Annotated in this window: 14 protein-coding genes; 3 read left to right on the top strand and 11 right to left on the bottom strand. The window is 71.4% G+C overall.

Annotated features, from left to right (window positions below; all coding sequences use genetic code 11):
• Positions 1 to 131: 131 nt before the first annotated feature.
• From AC07RM_RS24410 to AC07RM_RS24385, 6 genes are read right to left on the bottom strand one after another with little or no spacing between them, the layout of a single operon-like run.
• On the bottom strand, positions 132 to 509 hold the full coding sequence (locus AC07RM_RS24410) for a helix-turn-helix domain-containing protein (protein WP_093345779.1): 378 nt from the start codon (positions 507 to 509) through the stop codon (positions 132 to 134).
• Positions 510 to 520: 11 nt separating this feature from the next.
• On the bottom strand, positions 521 to 604 hold the full coding sequence (locus AC07RM_RS24405) for a type II toxin-antitoxin system HigB family toxin (protein ID WP_203208378.1): 84 nt from the start codon (positions 602 to 604) through the stop codon (positions 521 to 523).
• A 36-nt stretch (positions 605 to 640) separates the two neighbouring features.
• On the bottom strand, positions 641 to 2,371 hold the full coding sequence (locus AC07RM_RS24400) for an ABC transporter ATP-binding protein (protein ID WP_495336215.1): 1,731 nt from the start codon (positions 2,369 to 2,371) through the stop codon (positions 641 to 643).
• Position 2,372: 1 nt separating this feature from the next.
• On the bottom strand, positions 2,373 to 3,350 hold the full coding sequence (locus AC07RM_RS24395) for an ABC transporter permease (RefSeq protein ID WP_495336214.1): 978 nt from the start codon (positions 3,348 to 3,350) through the stop codon (positions 2,373 to 2,375).
• A gap of 43 nt (positions 3,351 to 3,393) precedes the next feature.
• Complete coding sequence (locus tag AC07RM_RS24390; RefSeq protein WP_093345771.1) at positions 3,394 to 4,377, bottom strand: ABC transporter permease; 984 nt, start codon at positions 4,375 to 4,377, stop codon at positions 3,394 to 3,396.
• A complete protein-coding gene (locus AC07RM_RS24385) occupies positions 4,374 to 6,626 on the bottom strand; it encodes a rhodanese-like domain-containing protein (RefSeq protein ID WP_495336213.1) in 2,253 nt (750 codons plus the stop codon). The genes AC07RM_RS24390 and AC07RM_RS24385 overlap by 4 nt, the downstream gene beginning before the upstream one ends.
• A 180-nt stretch (positions 6,627 to 6,806) precedes the next feature.
• Between AC07RM_RS24385 and AC07RM_RS24380 the strand changes: the two genes are divergently transcribed.
• The gene (locus tag AC07RM_RS24380; RefSeq protein WP_495336212.1) at positions 6,807 to 7,826 is read left to right on the top strand and encodes a tripartite tricarboxylate transporter substrate binding protein; all 1,020 of its coding nucleotides are present in this window, start codon (positions 6,807 to 6,809) and stop codon (positions 7,824 to 7,826) included.
• A gap of 18 nt (positions 7,827 to 7,844) precedes the next feature.
• Here AC07RM_RS24380 and AC07RM_RS24375 read toward each other — a convergent pair whose 3' ends face one another.
• The gene (locus AC07RM_RS24375; RefSeq protein ID WP_495336211.1) at positions 7,845 to 9,323 is read right to left on the bottom strand and encodes a SidA/IucD/PvdA family monooxygenase; all 1,479 of its coding nucleotides are present in this window, start codon (positions 9,321 to 9,323) and stop codon (positions 7,845 to 7,847) included.
• Positions 9,324 to 9,609: 286 nt separating this feature from the next.
• Here AC07RM_RS24375 and AC07RM_RS24370 point away from each other — a divergent pair, with 286 nt between their 5' ends.
• The gene (locus AC07RM_RS24370; protein WP_495336210.1) at positions 9,610 to 10,551 is read left to right on the top strand and encodes a CysB family HTH-type transcriptional regulator; all 942 of its coding nucleotides are present in this window, start codon (positions 9,610 to 9,612) and stop codon (positions 10,549 to 10,551) included.
• 3 nt (positions 10,552 to 10,554) lie between these two features.
• Here the strand turns inward: AC07RM_RS24370 and AC07RM_RS24365 are convergent, their stop codons facing one another.
• The 3 genes from AC07RM_RS24365 to AC07RM_RS24355 are packed head-to-tail and all read right to left on the bottom strand — an operon-like array spanning position 10,555 to position 12,889.
• Complete coding sequence (locus AC07RM_RS24365; RefSeq protein WP_495336209.1) at positions 10,555 to 11,157, bottom strand: alkylhydroperoxidase domain protein; 603 nt, start codon at positions 11,155 to 11,157, stop codon at positions 10,555 to 10,557.
• A gap of 5 nt (positions 11,158 to 11,162) precedes the next feature.
• On the bottom strand, positions 11,163 to 11,795 hold the full coding sequence (locus tag AC07RM_RS24360; RefSeq protein WP_495336208.1) for a CMD domain protein: 633 nt from the start codon (positions 11,793 to 11,795) through the stop codon (positions 11,163 to 11,165).
• Positions 11,792 to 12,889 carry a putative FMN-dependent luciferase-like monooxygenase gene (locus AC07RM_RS24355; RefSeq protein WP_495336207.1) on the bottom strand — a complete coding sequence of 366 codons (1,098 nt, stop codon included), beginning with the start codon at positions 12,887 to 12,889 and terminating at the stop codon, positions 11,792 to 11,794. The genes AC07RM_RS24360 and AC07RM_RS24355 overlap by 4 nt, the downstream gene beginning before the upstream one ends.
• Before the next feature lie 205 nt (positions 12,890 to 13,094).
• On the opposite strand from AC07RM_RS24355, the gene AC07RM_RS24350 reads away from it, so the two are divergent.
• A complete protein-coding gene (locus AC07RM_RS24350) occupies positions 13,095 to 14,450 on the top strand; it encodes an LLM class flavin-dependent oxidoreductase (protein ID WP_395345965.1) in 1,356 nt (451 codons plus the stop codon).
• 18 nt (positions 14,451 to 14,468) lie between these two features.
• On the opposite strand, the gene AC07RM_RS24345 is transcribed toward AC07RM_RS24350, so the two are convergent.
• Entirely contained in the window at positions 14,469 to 15,092 is a 624-nt protein-coding gene (locus tag AC07RM_RS24345; protein WP_296779650.1) for an FMN-binding negative transcriptional regulator, read from the bottom strand.
• Between the last annotated feature and the right edge of the window lie 35 nt (positions 15,093 to 15,127).

The following is a 15,127-nucleotide window of genomic DNA, read 5'->3' as shown; positions in this document are numbered from 1 at the left end:
GTCGCCTTCTCTTTGGTTACTTTCTCTTGGCGAGACAAGAGAAAGTGACTCGCCCGCCGGGGCGAGACCCGGCCAACAGCCTCACCAAAGAGAAGAACACATAAAACCGAAGAGCCGGCCCCACGCGCACATCAATCCGCCAATGCTTCTTCCTCGGCCAACCCAATCAACACATCGGCCGGAATCCCCATCCCCTTGTTCAAACGCCGGATCATGTGCAACGTCAACGGGCGCTTGCGCGCCAACACCTCGTACACACGATTCAGCGGCCCGATAAAGGGAACGAGATCCTTCACGCCCATGCCCGACTGATCCATGCGGAACTTGATCGCCTCGATCGGGTCGGGGGGATCGATCGGGTGATGCTTCGCTTCGTAGGCCTGAACCAGCGTCACGAGCACATCGAGGCGGTCGCCTTCGGGCGTGTCCCGCTTGGCCATCATCAGGCCTTCAATCGCCGCGAGCGCGGCGCGGTAGCTGCTTTCGTTCTTGACGGGTTGAATCTCCATGACGGGCTTCTTCAAATGGTCTTCGCGTCGATCTGGTCGTACTGCGCGTGCGTGCCGATGAACCGGGTGTAGATCGTTGCATAGTCGTAGTCGATCCAGACGAAGAGCCCGGAACTTTTTCTGGAGCAGCCTCAAGCCGCCTTTCGCTGCTCCGCTCCCGGCACAGCAGCAATCAAGCTCCGCGTATAAGCATGCTGCGGCCGATCCCAAATATCCTGATACCCCCCCGTTTCCACGATCTTCCCCTTGTTCATCACCATCACCCGATCCGCGATATACCGCACCACCGACAGATCGTGCGAGATGAACAGGTAGGAGAGCCCGAAGTCCTCCTTCAGCTCCACCAGCAGGTTCAGGATCTGCGCCTGCACCGACACGTCGAGCGCCGACACCGGCTCGTCGAGCACCACCAGCGACGGCCGCAGCACGAGCGCGCGCGCGATGCCGATGCGCTGTCGCTGCCCGCCCGAGAACTCGTTGGGAAAGCGCCGCGCCGCGTCGGCCGGCAGGCCCACGCGCTCGAGGATGGCGGCGATGCGGTTGCGCCGCTCGGCGCGGTCGTCCACACCGTGCACCTTGAGCACCGACTCGAGGATGTCGAACACGCTGCGCCGCGGGTTCAGCGACGCATAGGGGTCCTGGAACACCATCTGCACGCGCCGCCGCCAGGGCTTGAGCGCTTTCTCGGACAGCGAAGCGATGTCGGTGCCGTCGAACACGATGCGTCCGCCCGCCGGATCCACCAGCCGCAACAGCGTGCGCGAGAGCGTGGACTTGCCGCAGCCCGATTCGCCGACCAGGCCCACGGTCTCGCCGGCGCGGATGTCGAAGGACACACCGTCGACCGCATGCAGCACGCCGCCACCGCGCGTCGGATAGTCGGTGCGCAGGTCCTGCACCGACAGCAGCGGCTCGCCCGCCGCGGCGCGCACGGGCAAGGCACGCACCTTCGTGTTCGGCTGCGGCACATGCAGCGCGAAGTCGCGCATGCCGGTGGCGGGGTCGAGCCGGGTCTGGATCTCGGGCAGGCGCGCATCCGCGTAGTGCAGCGCGCTGCCGGCATGCAGCGAGGCGCCGAGCAGGCCGCGGGTGTAGGCATGCGAAGGAGCGGCGAAGAGCTTCGAGGTCGGTGCCTCCTCGACCTTCTCGCCGCCGTACATCACGGCCACGCGGTCGGCCCACTGGGCCACCAGGCCCAGGTCGTGCGTGATCAGCAGCAGCGCCATGTCGAGCTCGCGGCGCAGGCCGTCGAGCAGCTCGAGGATCTGCGCCTGGATGGTCACGTCGAGCGCGGTGGTCGGTTCGTCGGCCACCAGCAGGCGCGGCTTGCAGGCCACGGCCATCGCGATCATCACGCGCTGGCGCTGGCCGCCCGAGAGGTTGTGCGGATGGTCGTCGATGCGCCGCTGCGGCTCGGGGATGCGCACCAGGTCGAGCAGCTCGATGGCGCGCCGGCGCGCCGCGGCGGCCGAGAGCTTCTCGTGGCGGCGCAGCGTCTCCTCGATCTGCGCGCCGATGGTGTGCACCGGGTTCAGCGAAGTCATCGGCTCCTGGAAGATCATCGCGATCTCGCGCCCGCGCACCTCGCGCAACGCGGCCGGCGACAGCGCGAGGATGTCGCGCCCGTCGAAATGGATGCTGCCGCGCAGCGCGGTGCCGGGCGCGAGCAGGCGCAGCAGCGCCAGCGCGGTGGTTGACTTGCCGCAGCCCGACTCGCCGACCAGCGCCAGCGTCTCGCCGCGCTGCAGGGTCAGGTCCAGCCCGCGCACGGCCTGGATCGGACCGTTCGAGCCGTGGAAGAAGACATCGAGGCCGCGCACGTCCAGCAGCGGCGGCGCGATCGTCACTTGTTCGAGCGTCATCTCAACGGCCCCTCAAACGCGGGTTGAAGGCATCGTTGAGGCCGTCGCCCACGAGATTGAGGGCGAGCACGGTGAAGACGATGGCCGCGCCCGGCAGCGCCGTGAGGTACCAGGCGGTGCGCAGCAGCTCGCGGCCCTGGCCGATCATGCTGCCCCACGACACCGCATTGGGGTCGCCCATGCCGAGGAAGGACAGCGCCGACTCGATCAGGATGGCGCTGGCCACCAGCACCGAGGTGGTGACGATGACCGGCGGCAGCGCGTTCGGCAGCATCTCCTGGAAGATGATGCGCGCATGGCCGAAGCCCTGGCTGCGCGCGGCGAGCACGAACTCGGTCTCGCGCAGCGCGCGGAACTCGGCGCGCACCAGCCGCGCGATCACGGGCCAGGAGGCCAGGCCGATCGCGAACACGATCACCGGCACCGAGGGCTGGCCGATCGCCACCACCACGATCACGAACAGGAACGAGGGCATGGTCTGGAACAGCTCGGTGATGCGCACCAGCACGTCGTCGACCCGGCCGCCGAAGTAGCCCGCGGTGGCGCCCACGAGGATGCCGATCGCGAGGCTCAGCACGGCCGCGACCACGCCCACCGCGAGCGAGATGCGCGCGCCATGCGCGATGCCGGCGGCGACGTCGCGCCCGAGCGAATCGCTGCCCAGCGGATAGGCCGCGTCCTGGCCGGGCCACAGCAGCGGCTGCGCGACCATGTCGAGCGGATCGCCCGGATAGAGCAGCGGCGCGAGCAGGGCCAGCACCAGCATGGCCAGCAGCAGCACCACGCCCGCCACGGCGGAGGGGTTGCGCACGAAGGCACGCAGCGCGGCGCGGCGCGCCGAGACCGGGCGTGCGTCGACGGCGGCGACGACGACGGAAGCGGCGGGCGTCGGCGGCGCGGGCGGTTTCGCGCGGCGGGGCGCCGTTGCCGGCGCGGGCGCTTGCGCGAGGTTGGAATCGAGCAGGAAGGGAGTGGACATCGGTGAGGAACCAGAAGAGCGTGAAGCGGTGCGCGCGCGGAACTCAGCGCACCTGGATGCGCGGATCGAGCAGCGCGTGCAGCAGGTCGACCAGCATGTTGGCCACGATCACCAGCAGCGAGGACATCAGCAGCACGCCGAGCAGCACCGTGTAGTCGCGTCCGGCCACCGAGTCGAAGGCCAGCCGGCCGAGGCCGGGCCAGCTGAAGACGGTCTCGACCACCACCGCGCCGCCGAGCAGGGTGCCCAGGTGCATGCCGGCCACGGTGGTGACCGGGATCAGCGCGTTGCGCAGCACGTGGCGCATCGTGACGGTCCACGGATGCAGGCCCTTGGCCTCGGCGGTGCGCACGAAGTCCTGGCGCGACACCTCGAGCATGGCCGCGCGCGTGAGCCGCGAGAAGATGGCGATGTAGAAGCCCGCGAGCGCGAGCGCGGGCAGCACCAGATGGCGCGCCACGTCGACCGCGTGCTTCAGCCCGGTGTAGCCCGCGCCGATGGTCTCGCTGCCGCCCGTGGGCAGCCAGCCCAGGTGCACCGAGAACAGCACGATCGCCATCAGCCCGAGCCAGAAGCCCGGCGTGGAGTACAGCAGCAGCGCCAGCACCGAGAGCGTGCGGTCCTGCCAGCGGCCCACGCGGGTGGCCATGATGGTGCCCAGCGCGATGCCGATGGCGAGCGCGAAGCCCAGCGCGGTGAGCATCAAGAGCAGCGTGTTGCCCAGGCGCGCGCCGATCAGCGCCACCACCGGCATGTTGTAGCGCGGCGAAACGCCGAGGCTGCCGTGCGAGAGGTTGTAGAGGTAGCTGCCGAGCTGCTGCAGCACCGGCAGGTCGAGGCCGAAGTGGGCGCGCAGCTGCGCCATGCTCTCGGCCGTGGCCGAGCCCGATTCGGCCGCCACCACGTCGGCGGCGTCGCCCGGGATCAGCTGCATCAGCACGAAGTTCAGCAGGATGACGCCGATCACGGTCGGCACGGCCTGCCAGGCCGTGCGCACCAGGGTTCGGCCGGCGCTTCGCAGGTTCATGGCGCCACCGCCGCGTCGGCCGTGGCGGGCGCGACCAGCCGGATGCCCACGTCGCCTTCGCGCTCGAGCTGGGCCACGAGGCCGATCTCCCAGTCGAGGTACTGCTGGAAGCCGGCATTGCGCGCTGCCAGGTCGGCATGCGCGTAGGGGCTGTACCAGTGGTCGTCGTCGCCGGTCAGCACGCCCTCGCCGCCCTGGCCGGTGGGCAGGCCGGCCGCGACCCAGGCCTGGGTGCCGCCCGCCAGCGCGAGCACCTCGCGCGCGCTGCCGTCGCGGGCCAGCCGTGCGATGAGTTCGGCCGCGACCGCGCCGGCCAGCACGCCGTCGGACGAGACCAGCACCACGCGCTGCGTGGCGGGCAGGCCGGCGATGAATTCCTCGAGCCGGTCGGGCACCGCGAAGCGCGCGCCCGCGACATGGCGGCGCTCGTAGGCGGCGCGGCGCTCGATGTCGAACACCGCGACGCTGCCGGCGTCGAGCGCCGCCGCCAGCTCGCGCACCGCGATGCGCGGCGCGCGCGCATGCAGCGGCAGCAGCTTCACCGGCTCGGGGCCGAGCACCAGCACGGGCAGCGGCGCCGGCGCATGCACGAAGACCTCGTGGCCGCCGAGCTGCGCGAGCCAGGCCGCGGTGGTCAGCGCGCGCACGCCGTCCCAGTCGGCCAGCACGATGCGCGCGCGGCGCACGCCGACGTACTCGTCGGTGGCCTGCACCAGTTGGCCGCCGGGCGCCCAGCGCCAGCCCTCGAGATGGCCGGCCTCGTATTCCTGGCGCGTGCGCACGTCGAAGCGGTAGAGCGAGCGTTCGCCCGCCTCGGCCTCGAGCCGTGCCAGGCCCGCGGCGTCGATGCGGCGCACGCCGGCGCGCCGGGCCACGTCCTCGGCCCGCGCGCGCGCCTGCTCGAGGCCGGCGGCCTCGGGCTCGGGCAGCGGCGCGCTGCGGCCATGCGACAGCGTGCGCCCGGCCAGCAGCCAGGCCATGGTGCCGTCCTTGAGCGAGACCACGGGGTTCGGGATGCCCGCGTCGATCAGCGTCTGCGCGCCGACGATGCTGCGCGTGCGGCCGGCGCAGTTCACCACCACCAGCGTCTCGGGACGCGGCGCGAATTCATGGATGCGGTAGACCAGCTCGGCGCCCGGCAGGCTGTGCGCGAACGGCAGGCTGAAGTCGGCGAAATCCTCGGGCGTGCGGCTGTCGACGACCACGATGTCGTCGCCGCGCTCCACGCGCTGATGCAGCTCGTCGACCGAGATCCACGGCGTGTGCTTGCGGTGCTCGATGACCTCGCCGAAGGCCTTGCTCGGCACGTTGCTGCCGCTGAAGAGTTCGTAGCCCGCCGCGGCCCAGCCCGCGGTGCCGCCGGCCAGCACCGACACGTTGCGCCAGCCCAGGCGCACCAGCTTGCCCGCCGCCTGGTGGGCCAGCGACTCGTCGGCGTCGGTCAGCACGATGCGGGTGTCGCGGCGCGGCACCAGGCGGTCGATCAAGAGCTCGAGCCGCCACAGCGGCGCCGAGGCGGCCAGCAGGATGTGGCTGCGCACGAACACGCCGGTCTCGCGCACGTCGAGCAGCGCGATCTCCTCGCCGTCGGACAGCGCGGCCTTGAGCGCCGCCGGCGCGATCGCCGGATGGCGGATGTTGCGCGGCGGGCCGAACCGGCGGTAGCTGCCGCCGGCCGTGCCTTCGAACACCACGCGATGCTCGAGCCGCTCGAGCGCGCGGCCGTAGAAATGCAGGTGCCGGCCGTCGAGGCCGTCGACCAGTTCGATGGTGTGGACGTCGGTCGGCGTCAGCACCACCGCGCTGCCCGCGGCCACGTCGACCACGCGCGTCTGCACGAGGTCGTCGCGCGCGGGATCGGCGGTCTTCTCGCGGCGGTAGAGCACGTTGCGCTCGTTGCCCTCGACGCCCGCGATGATCGCCCAGGTCGTGTGGTCGTGCGGCGGCTGGGCCTTGCCGGCCAGGCCCGCAGAGAGATACAGCGCGAAGCCGCCATCGGCGTCCTCGGCCAGCCGGTAGACCTGCGCGGGGCGCTCGGCATCGATGGGGAAATGGGCGGCCGGGAACAGGTCGGCGCCCCGGCCCAGGGCGATCAGTGCGTCGGCCACGGGCTGCAGCCGGGCATGGTCTTCGCCGGGGCCGGCGGCCAGCAGGCCGCGCGCCTGCGCGAGGAAGGCATCGATGGCGCGCGCGCGCTCGCTCGCGACGTCGTTGCCCGCCGTTTCGACGGGGAGTTCGGAGAGGCTCATGGGGGACTTTCGAGGGGAAGGCGGGGAAGCGGGAACACGGCCCGGGGCCGCGGTGTGGGCAGGGTATGCGCCGGACCGGGCCGGCCGAACGAAGTTTTTCTTCTACGCATATCCGGTTTGCTTCGTTGGACGCGCGCGCGCCCGCGCCTACGGTCGGCGCATCCTCGAACAAGACACTCCATGACCTCCCTGCCCTCCCCGACCCGCGGCGCGCGCCGCGCCCTGCTGCGCGCCACGCTGGCCGCGCCCGTCCTGCTCGCCGCCTTCACGGCTTCCGCCCGCGCCGCCACCGACGAGGCGGCAGGTTTCCCCTCGAAGCCGGTCCACATCGTGGTGCCGGTGGCCGCCGGCGGCAGCGCCGACAAGCTCACCCGCCTGATCGCCGAGCGCCTGACCGAGCGCTGGGGCCAGTCGGTGGTGGTCGAGAACCTCGGGGGCGCCAGCGGCACCATCGGCGCCGCGCGCGTGGCCAAGTCGCCGGCCGACGGCTACACGCTGCTGCAGCAGGGCGAGGGACTGACGCTCAACGGCATCCTGTTCGACCGCCTGCCCTACGACGGCCAGAAGGCCTTCACGCCGGTGATCAAGGCGGTGGTCAACCCGCAGATCCTGGTGGTCAACCCGAAGACCGGCATCGCCGACTTCCGCGCCTACCTCGCGCGCGCCAAGGCGCGGCCGCACTCGATCAGCCTGGGCCTGCCCGGCAATGGCGGCATCGCCCACGTGGCGCACGAGATGATCGGCCAGGAGACCGGCGCGCAGGTCAACTACATCCCCTACTCGGGCGGCGGGCCGGCCACGCTCGACGTGCTCGCGGGCCATGTCGACGCCACGCTGATCACGCTGGCCGCCGTGACCGACCACGTGCGCGCCGGCAAGCTGCGCGCGCTCGCGGTCACCACCGACTACCGCTCGGGCGCGCTGCCCGAGGTGCCGACCATGGCCGAGGCCGGACTGCCGGGCTTCGCGGTCGAGAGCTGGCAGGGCTATTTCGCGCCGGCCGGCACGCCGCCGGCCGTGGTCGCGAAGATCAACCGCGACATCCAGGCCGTGATCGCCGCGCCCGAGACGCGTGCCAAGCTCGAGGACATGGGCTTCAAGGTGACCGGCGGCTCGCCGGCCGACCTGGGGCGCACGCTGGCGGCGGAGCGCATCCGCTATGCGAAGACCATTCAGACGGCGGGGATCTCGCTGCGCTGAGTTCCCGCCGCCATCCGTTCAGGCCGCCTGCAACCGCGCCTCGCCCTGCCACAGCGCGCCCGCATAGAGCTCGGGCCCGAAGTCCGGCGCCACCTCGGCGCGCGTGCGTGCCTCGTGCAGCGGCAGGTCGGCCAGCACCAGGTCCTCGCTGATGCGGCGCACGATGGCCGGCACGTAGCCGCGCATGCCGGGCACGTCGCCCAGCGGCAGGCCGGTGCTCGCGAAGCCGCCCGGGTTGTAGACGTGGACGTCGCGCAGCCACGGCGCCGTGCCCGCCGTCTTCTCGACCAGCTCGAGGCCCGTGCCCAGGTAGGGCGCGGCGGCGAGCTCGTCGTCGCGCTCGTGCGCGGGCGCCTCGAAGCGGTCGCGCCAGCGCAGCACCAGGTCGGCGATGCCGGTCAGCTCGGGGCGTTCGCTCAACTCGTGGCTGTAGCCGGTGCCGGCGATCGCGAAGTCGAAGTGGAAATGCTCGTCGTGCACGTGGGCCACGAGCTGGTTGCCGTTCTGCGTGACGCCGCGCCACGGCGCGCCCAGGTGCAGATGGAAATTGGGAAAGGCCAGCACGCGCTGCACCGAGTCGGGCGGCGGCGTGGTGCCCAGGCGGCGGTAGCGCGCCGCATGGTGCCAGCGCGTGGCATCGGGCAGCGCGAAGTAGTTGTCGTACAGGCCCGGATAGCCACGCACGCGCGCCACCGGCGTGGCCGCGAGGTGGTCGCGGCGCGCGAACAGGTGCACGGCGGCCGCGCCATGCTCGAGCGCCACCGCGGCCGCGTCGAAGGCCGAGGCCGCCGCGCCGATCACGGCCACGCGCTTGCCTTCGAGCGCCGCGAAATCGATCGCATGGCCGGTGTGGGCCGCGAGCCCGCTGGCCACCGCGTTCGCGAGCAGCTCGGGCACGAAGGGCGCGCCGCTGCCGGCCACGCCGTTGGCGAAGATCAGCTTGCGCGCGGTCTCGATGCGCTCCTGGCCATCGACCTCGAGCCGCACGTGGAAGTGCGGCACCGCGCCCTGCCCGGCCGCCTCGAAGCCGACCAGCCGCGTGCCGTAACGCACCCCGGTGGCGGTGATGTGGCGGAACCAGTCGAGGTAGGCGGCCCAGTCGGTGCGCGGAATGCGGTCGAGCGCCGCATAGGCCTCGAGGCCGTGGCGCGATTCGTACCAGGCCTGGAAGCCCAGCGCGCTCACCGAGCCTTCGGGACCCACCAGGTTCTTGAGCGTGCGCAGCTTGTGCATGCGCGCGCGCGTGAGCCACACGCCCGCGCGCTGCGCATCGGGCTCGGCATCGATCACGCTGACTTCGGCGATGCCCGCGCGGCGCAGCGCGAACGAGAGCGCGGCACCGCTCTGGCCGCCGCCGACGACGAGCACGTCGTGGTCGATGCCATCGTGGCGCGGCACCCAGTTGGCGGGCGCGGGGCCGAGCAGGCGCAGGGCCTCGTGGGCGAAGCGGTCGCGCGGGTCGTTCGGTTCGAGGGACGTGGAGTAGTCGTTGCTCATGAAGTGATCGACAGGAGTGGCGCGGCGGATGCCGCGAAAAAAAACGGGCCCCGAGGGGCCCGTTGAAACTGCATCGCCGTAGCGACCAGGAGACACTCACCCTCGAAGGCAAGAGCCCTCATTCTTCAAGAGAGCGCGGCCTTCGCGAAGCACGTAATCCGCATACGCTGATCCGTTTTTGTTCTTTGCCGCACGGCATCTTCGCGCGATAGCCTGCGGGCACTCCCACCGAGTGCGCGCCCGGAAGGCGCATGCCCCCGCCAGAGACAAGCCTCTTCCCGTCGCCATGAACTTCCAGCAACTGCGATCCGTGCGCGAGACCGTGCGCTGCGGCTTCAACCTCAGCGAAGCCGCCGTGGTGCTCGAGGCCTCGCAGTCCGGCGTGAGCCGGCAGATCCGCGACCTCGAGAACGAGCTCGGCATCCTGCTGTTCAAGCGCTCGGGCAAGCGGCTCACCGGCCTCACCTCGCCCGGCGACCACCTGCTGCCGATCATCGAGCGCGTGCTCGACGACAGCCTGAACCTGCGCCAGGCCGGCCAGGATTTCCTGGCGCGCGAGGAGGGCCTGCTGTCGATCGCGGCCACGCATTCGCAGGCGCGCTATGCGCTGCCGGCCGCGGTGCAGGAGTTCCGGCTGCGCTTTCCCGGCGTGCGGCTGCACCTGCACCAGGGCACGCCGCGCCAGATCGCGCAGATGCTGCTCGACGGCGAGGTCGACGTGGGCATCGCCACCGAGTTGCCGCAGAACCATCCGCAGCTCGCGGCCATCTCCTGTCGCTGCTGGACGCACCTGGTGGTGGCGCCCGCGGGCCATCCGCTGCTGACCGAGGCGCCGCTCACCATCGAGAAGCTCGCGCGCCATCCGCTCATCACCTACGACAGCGGCCTCACGGGCCGCTCGCGCATCGACGAGGCCTTCGCGCGCCATGGCCTCTCGCCCGACATCGTGCTGGCCGCGATGGATGCCGACGTGATCAAGACCTACGTGGAACTGGGCGTGGGCGTGGGCATCGTCGCCGACCTGGCCTACGACGCGGTGCGCGACCGGCGCCTGCGCGCGCTGGAAGCCGGCCACCTGTTCGGCGAGAACCGCACCCAGCTCGCGGTGCGCCGCGGCGGGCATCTGCGCGGCTACATCCATGCCTTCATCGATGCCTTCGCGCCCGGCATGGCGCGCGAGGCGATCGCGCGCGCCAGCGCGGAGGCGCCGCCCGACGACGGCGACTAGGCGTCAGGGTTGTTGCGGCTCGCCCAGCGAGAGCATCAACCGGTTCGCCCAGTTGAAGAAGGCCGCGCCGTGGATCACGTCGGCGATCGCGAGATCGTCCAGGCCCTGCGCGCGCAGCGCCTCGATGTGCTCGGTGCCGAAGCTCGAGGGCGTGGACGACAGCGCCACCGAAGCCGCGACGATCGCGTCCCAGCGCTCGCCGAGCGCAGCCGTCGTGCCCTCGTCGAGCAGCCGCTGCACGTCGTCCGAACGCTGCGAGAAATGCGTGGCGAAGCGCGCATGCACCGAGGCGCAGTAGATGCAGCCGTTGTGGCGCGAGGCCGCGGCCGCGGCCAGTTCGCGCTCGGCGCGCGGCAGGCCGGCCTCGGGGTTGTAGAAGATGTCCTTGTCGGTGCGCGTGCGCGCGCCGAGGATGTCGGGATCGCGCGCGAGCAGCCGGAAGTACGGCGACTTGGCGCGCGAGGCATCCACCAGGCCCGCGAAGTGGCGTTCGGTGAGCTCGGCTTCGGGCAGCGGCTCGAGCCAGGGCAGCCATTCGAGCTGCGCCTGCGTGAAGCGCGTGGGATGCGCGTTGTCCGGGTAGCTCAGGGTCGATTCGGTGGCCATGGCGTTCAGTCGACGAAAGTGATGGGATGGCGCGCCAGCGTGCGCAGGCCCGCGACGACGCGGACCTGGAACGCGAGGAAGGCCACGAGCTGCGACAGGGTCACGATGCCGGTGGACGACCAGCCGGCATCGAGCAAGGCCTGCAGCGCGGAGGGGCTCGCATCGCGCGGATGGAACACCAGCAGCTGCGCATGCACGAGCGCGGCCGACAGGCGCGAGCCCAGCGCTTCGCGGTTCGCATCGGCGACCACGTACGAGGGGCCGGGCGTGCCCTCGGCGCTCAGCGGGCCGGCGGGATAGCGGCCATACGGTCCCTTGGCGGCGGCGCGTTTCGCTTCGTCGGCGATCGCCTCGGCCACGCCCGCGCGGGCGCGCTGCGCGGCGAGGTGCTGCGCATAGAAGCGCGCGACCTCGGGCTGTTGGTGCAGCGCGGTCACGAAGGCCGCGACGGCGAAGCGGTCCGCGATGTCGAAGTCTTCGGGCACGGGCGGCGTGGGCGCGAACAGCGCGAGATAGCTCTGTTGCGCGTTGAGGCGCGCCTGTTCGCGCTGCGCGCGCAGCCGGTCGAGCGGATCGCCGGGCGCGATGTCGACCAGCTGGTCGATCACGTCGGCGACGGGAGGGGTGGTGGCGGTCATGAGGTCTGGAGGGAAGGAATGTCGGTGGGTGCCGTCGCCGTGTTCCGCTGCCAGCCGAGCGCGGGCGCGACCTCGGTGGCGACGAGCTCGATCGAGCGCAGGATCGCCGCATGCGGCGGATCGACCGAGTGCACCTGGCACACGAGGTCGGTGACGCGCGCGAGCGTGCTGTCGGCGGCAAGCGAGGCGATCACGTCCTCGGGCGTTCCCACGTGCACGTCGTAGGCCGCGATCAGTTGTTCGAGCGTGGCCTCGGGGCCCGCGCGGTCCGCGAGGCCACCGCCGCCCGAGGCCGCGAAGCGCGCGGCCGAGTGGCGCAGGCCGATCTCGGCCAGGCGCAACGCCTCGGCACGCGTGTCGGCCACGAAGACGCTGCGCGATCCCACGATGCGCGGCGTGGCGCCGGCGGGCAGCGCGGCCAGGTAGGCATCGACGATCGGGTTTTGCAGCTCGGCCAGCGTCGCATCGGGTGCTTCGAGCGTGCGCGGCTGGGTGCGCGAGAGCATCAGGCCGTCGCCGGCCTGGCCCGCGCGCGTGCCGCCACTGACGGAGAAAGTCGCCTGCCAGATCCGGCCCAGCAGTTGCGCGCCCGCGGGGTACAGCGTGTCGCCGCCCGCGAGCGGCCGGCCGGCCCAGGCCGCGCGCACGGCGGCGAGCTGCCGCGCGAACAGCGCCGGACGCTCGGCCGCGTCGAGGCCGAAGGCGGCGAAGGCCTCGGGCGTGCCGCCCGTGCCCACGCCGATTTCGAGCCGGCCACCCGCGAGCAGGTCCAGCACGATGGCGTCCTCGGCCACGCGCAGCGCGTTCTCGAGCGGCAGGGTCACGATGCCGGTGCCCAGCCGGATGCGGCGCGTGCGCGCGGCCACGTGGGCGAGGAAGACGAAGGGCGACGGCAGCCCGCCCTCATGTTCGTGGAAATGGTGCTGCGCGACCCAGGCCGAGTCGAAGCCGAAGGCCTCGGCGTGCGCGATCTGCGCGGCCACCAGGCGATAGCGCTCGGCCGCGGGGGCGTCGTCGAGCAGCCGGCTGAAGAAGCCGAGGCGCTTGCGCACCGTCGGTCGTTGGGCGGAGGGTGCGTGCGAAAGCTCGGGCATGAAGCGGAAATTGTGGCGGCCGCGGCGCGCGCAGCCTGCGAAGAAAAAGTCGCATGCATATGCGCAAACCGAGGCTGCGCCTCCCGGCCGCCTTGCCAAATGCAGTGCGCGCCTAAGGAAGTGCGAATCCCTTCTTTCCGCGCGAGCGGGCACCGACTTAACCTGCCGCCGCACTTTCGCGCACACCCTCCGACCACGAGTTCCCATGGCCACTTCCTCCCGCCAGATCAAGCTGGGCGCCTTTCTCATGCAGACCGGCCACCACATCGCCGCCTGGCGCCATCCGCAGGCCCAGGCCGACGCGGGCAGCAACTTCCGCCACTACGTCGAGCTCGCGAAGCTGGCCGAGGCCGCGAAGTTCGATGCCGTCTTCCTGGCCGACTCGGTGGGCGTGCGCAGCAGCGAACTCGCCTCGCTCTCGCGCACCGCGCGCAGCGACCACTTCGAGCCGCTGACCCTGCTGTCGGCGCTGGCCGCGGTCACCGAGCGCATCGGCCTGATCGCCACCGTGTCGACCAGCTTCAACGAGCCCTTCAACGTGGCGCGCAAGTTCGCCTCGCTCGACCAGATCAGCGGCGGGCGCTCGGGCTGGAACCTCGTGACCTCGAGCGGCACCGGCGAGGCGCAGAACTTCAACCGCGACGAGCACTTCGAGCATGCGCTGCGCTACGAGCGGGCGGCCGAGTTCCACGACGTGGTGACCGGCCTGTGGGACAGCTGGGAGGACGACAGCTTCGTGCGCGACAAGGACAGCGGCCAGTACTTCCACGCGGACAAGCTGCACGTGCTGCACCACAAGGGCAAGCATTTCTCGGTACGCGGGCCGCTCAACGTCTCGCGTTCGCCGCAGGGCCGGCCGGTGGTGGTGCAGGCCGGCGCCTCGGAGGCCGGCCGCGACCTCGCGGCGCGCACGGCCGAGGTGATCTTCGTCGCGCACCAGACCTTCGACGAGGCGAAGAGCTTCTACCGCGACATCAAGGACCGCGCCCAGGCCTACGACCGCGAGCCCGAGTCGATCAAGATCATGCCGGGCATCTTCCCGGTGGTCGGCCGCACGCAGGAGGAGGCCGAAGAGAAGTTCGCGCTGCTGCAGGACCTGGTGCACCCGGTGGTCGGCGTCTCGCTGCTGTCGAACGTGATCGGCGGCTTCGACTTCTCGGGCCTGCCGGTCGACGGCCCGGTGCCCGAGCTGCCCGAGACCAACGGTCCCAAGAGCCGGCAGCGCCTGCTGCTCGACCTCGCGCGGCGCGAGAACCTCAGCATCCGCGATCTCTACCTGCGCATCGCGGGCGCACGCGGCCACCAGCAGGTGGTGGGCACGCCGCAGAGCATCGCCGACCAGCTGCAGCAGTGGTTCGAGGAAGGCGGAGCCGACGGCTTCAACATCATGTCGCCCTGGTTCCCGGGCGGCCTGCAGGACTTCATCGAGCTGGTGCTGCCCGAGCTGCGCCGGCGCGGCCTGGTGCGCACCGAGTACGAGGGAAGCACCTTGCGCGAGCACCTGGGGCTGCAACGGCCCCGGCATGGGCAGCGCCGGGCCGCGGTGGGCGCCGCCGCATAGCTGCGCGCGACAGTCCGATCAGTCGATCGGGCGCATGCGCTCGGCGATCTCGGCATGGCCGCGCGCGGCCAGCGCCTCGGACGCGCCCGCGCGGTCGCGCGTTTCCTTGTTCTGGCTGAGCTTCGACTTGCCGACCAGCGAGGTGAGCGCGATCTCGATGCCGACGATGTGGCCCAGCAGCCCGTCGATGAATTCGGGCGCCGAGTCGCCCATCTTCCAGGGCCTGGGCTCGGCCGCCTCGTGGCGGCGCGTGAGGCGCGCGACGATGCCGCGCACGAAGCGCTCGTCGTCGCGCACGGTGATCGTGCCGTGCGCATGCACCACCTCGTAGTTCCAGGTCGGCACCTGCCGGTGCAGCTCGTGCTTGCTCGGATACCAGCTCGGCGAGATGTAGGCCTGCGCGGCGCGAAAGACCACCATGACCTCGGTGCCGGTCGGGCAGCGCTGCCAGACGTCGTTGGCGCGCGCGACGTGGGCCGAGAGCAGGCCGTGCGTGCCGACCTCGGGATCGAATTCGAAGGGCAGGTGATCGGCGTCCAGCCCCGCGGGGCCGTGCGTGACCAGCATGCCGAGCGGATGCTCGCGGATGACGCGCTGCAGCGCGGCGGGATCGGTGACGGCGAAATGCGCGGGGATGTACATCGGGCGTGGCTCTGAAAGCGTGTGGGGTGCCTCAC

The sequence above is a fragment of the Variovorax sp. GW821-FHT09B05 genome (assembly GCF_059418265.1).
The sequence above is the reverse complement of the archived record's forward strand: the minus strand, read 5'-3'. Positions and strand labels throughout refer to the sequence as shown.

Bases quoted from the DNA above. Each gene is read 5' to 3' on its own strand.
- AC07RM_RS24410 (WP_093345779.1), bottom strand. From the start codon at position 509: ATGGAGATTCAACCCGTCAAGAACGAAAGCAGCTACCGCGCCGCGCTC.
- AC07RM_RS24400 (WP_495336215.1), bottom strand. From the start codon at position 2,371: ATGACGCTCGAACAAGTGACGATCGCGCCGCCGCTGCTGGACGTGCGC.
- AC07RM_RS24395 (WP_495336214.1), bottom strand. From the start codon at position 3,350: ATGTCCACTCCCTTCCTGCTCGATTCCAACCTCGCGCAAGCGCCCGCG.
- AC07RM_RS24390 (WP_093345771.1), bottom strand. From the start codon at position 4,377: ATGAACCTGCGAAGCGCCGGCCGAACCCTGGTGCGCACGGCCTGGCAG.
- AC07RM_RS24385 (WP_495336213.1), bottom strand. From the start codon at position 6,626: ATGAGCCTCTCCGAACTCCCCGTCGAAACGGCGGGCAACGACGTCGCG.
- AC07RM_RS24380 (WP_495336212.1), top strand. From the start codon at position 6,807: ATGACCTCCCTGCCCTCCCCGACCCGCGGCGCGCGCCGCGCCCTGCTG.
- AC07RM_RS24375 (WP_495336211.1), bottom strand. From the start codon at position 9,323: ATGAGCAACGACTACTCCACGTCCCTCGAACCGAACGACCCGCGCGAC.
- AC07RM_RS24370 (WP_495336210.1), top strand. From the start codon at position 9,610: ATGAACTTCCAGCAACTGCGATCCGTGCGCGAGACCGTGCGCTGCGGC.
- AC07RM_RS24365 (WP_495336209.1), bottom strand. From the start codon at position 11,157: ATGGCCACCGAATCGACCCTGAGCTACCCGGACAACGCGCATCCCACG.
- AC07RM_RS24360 (WP_495336208.1), bottom strand. From the start codon at position 11,795: ATGACCGCCACCACCCCTCCCGTCGCCGACGTGATCGACCAGCTGGTC.
- AC07RM_RS24355 (WP_495336207.1), bottom strand. From the start codon at position 12,889: ATGCCCGAGCTTTCGCACGCACCCTCCGCCCAACGACCGACGGTGCGC.
- AC07RM_RS24350 (WP_395345965.1), top strand. From the start codon at position 13,095: ATGGCCACTTCCTCCCGCCAGATCAAGCTGGGCGCCTTTCTCATGCAG.
- AC07RM_RS24345 (WP_296779650.1), bottom strand. From the start codon at position 15,092: ATGTACATCCCCGCGCATTTCGCCGTCACCGATCCCGCCGCGCTGCAG.